Source organism: Algibacter sp. (genome assembly GCF_049667265.1).
GTDB lineage: Bacteria > Bacteroidota > Bacteroidia > Flavobacteriales > Flavobacteriaceae > Algibacter_B.
Genome location: NZ_JBATHX010000463.1, coordinates 1 through 1808 on the forward strand (window position 1 = coordinate 1; position 1808 = coordinate 1808).

The 1808-nt window shown below is 31.9% G+C and carries 2 protein-coding genes; both read left to right on the forward strand.

Features of this window, described 5'->3' with window-relative positions; translation table 11 throughout:
* The coding region (locus WBN21_RS15995) for an MBOAT family O-acyltransferase (RefSeq protein ID WP_424202041.1) at positions 1-907 on the forward strand (907 nt) is incomplete at its 5' end.
* A gap of 18 nt (positions 908-925) precedes the next feature.
* A partial coding sequence (locus WBN21_RS16000; RefSeq protein ID WP_424202043.1) for a carboxypeptidase regulatory-like domain-containing protein occupies positions 926-1808 on the forward strand: 883 nt, incomplete at its 3' end.

The window sequence follows — 1808 nt, forward strand, 5'->3', positions numbered from 1 at the left end:
TGTAAGAGCAAAAGATTTAATTACTCAGTTTTATGATGAAAAAAAAGCAACTGCAAATCAATTTATTTGGGGATTGTTTTTATTGACTATAGGTTTGTTTCAAAAAGTAGTTATGGCTGACACCTTATTGGCTGATACTTCAGATACCGTTTTTGGTGCTGGAAAAGTATTGCATGGTATTGATGCTTGGATAGGAACCATAGCCTTTTCAGGGCAAATATTTTTTGATTTTGCTGGGTATTCTACCTGTGCCATTGGAATTGCATTAATGCTAGGAATCGTTTTACCAGACAACTTTAAATATCCTTATGCGTCGCTTGGTTTTTCAGATTTATGGAAACGTTGGCATATATCCTTATCATCATGGTTGCGAGATTATTTGTATATCCCTTTAGGTGGAAATCGTCATGGCATAACAAGATTGTATGTTGCGCTTATGCTAACTATGTTGTTGGGTGGATTATGGCATGGAGCAGCTTGGACCTTTATGGTTTGGGGTGGTTTACATGGCACCTATTTAATTTTAGAACGCCTGCAAAGACGGTATTTACCATTCAAAATCACTAAATGGAATGGCATTTTTTTAGCTTTCACAACCTTTAGTTGTGTTAATATAACTTGGGTGTTTTTTAGAGCTAGAGAATTTGATACCGCTTGGAATATGATTAAATCCATGTTTTATATGCAAACCGACGGTGCTAAAATTTTGCAATCTTTTGATATAATAAAAGTTTCAATTGTTATTGGACTTTTATTTTTATGTCATTGGGTAATGCGTAATACTTCCATGAAAGAAGTATCTTTAAAAACCCCAACATGGTTATTGGGTGTTGTTTGGGCCATTATGTTTTTCTTAATTGTTATAGCACAAGGTAGTGGCGAGCAATTTATTTATTTTCAATTTTAATAAAACCTAGTTGCGTTTATGATTATTAATAAATCCAAAACTTTAAACTTCATTGTATTATTTTTAATATCAATTCAATTATTCTCTCAATCAAATGAGTCTTCACTAAAAAGTGAAATTTTTGGTAAGTTACTTGATGCTTCTCAATATGAAGTTATATACGCTTCAGTAGTGCTAATTAATAAAGACTCAACTAAAGTAAATAGTGCCATAAGTGATCCTGATGGTAAATTCAAGTTTTACAATGTTAATCCTGGCATATATAGGCTTATTATTAAACATATTGAATTTGATACTTATACTTCAGAAGCATTTGAAGTTTTAAAAAGTGAAAGTAAAGTTATTCCAACCATAACCTTAAACCCAGCAAAAAACACTTTAGATGAAGTTGTTATCACACAAAAAAAAGCACTTATTGAGGTTAAAGCAGATAAACTCATTTTTAATGTTGCCAGTAGCCCAAGTGCATCGGGTTCAAACGGATTGGATTTATTAAAAATGTCGCCCGGTATTACGCTAGATATTGATAACAGTATTTCTTTACTTGGCAAAGGCAATGTGCAAGTTTATCTTAATGGCATCCAATCTAGGTTATCTGGAAATGATTTAACCACGTTTTTACAAAGCTTAACTTCGGATGTTATCGATTCAATTGAAATCATTTCTAATCCGCCTTCAAAATATGATGCTGAAGGTACAGGTGGCATCATTAATATAAGGATGAAAAAGAATGTCGCTACTGGTTTTAATGGAAGCGCTACGTCAAGTTTTACAAAAGGTGTTGAATATAGATATAGTAATAATGTGTCTTTAAATTTTGGTAGCGAAAAAATAAAAACCAATTTCGATATCACACAATCTCATAATAATTATTTAGAGATTTTTAATGATATTAAAGAAC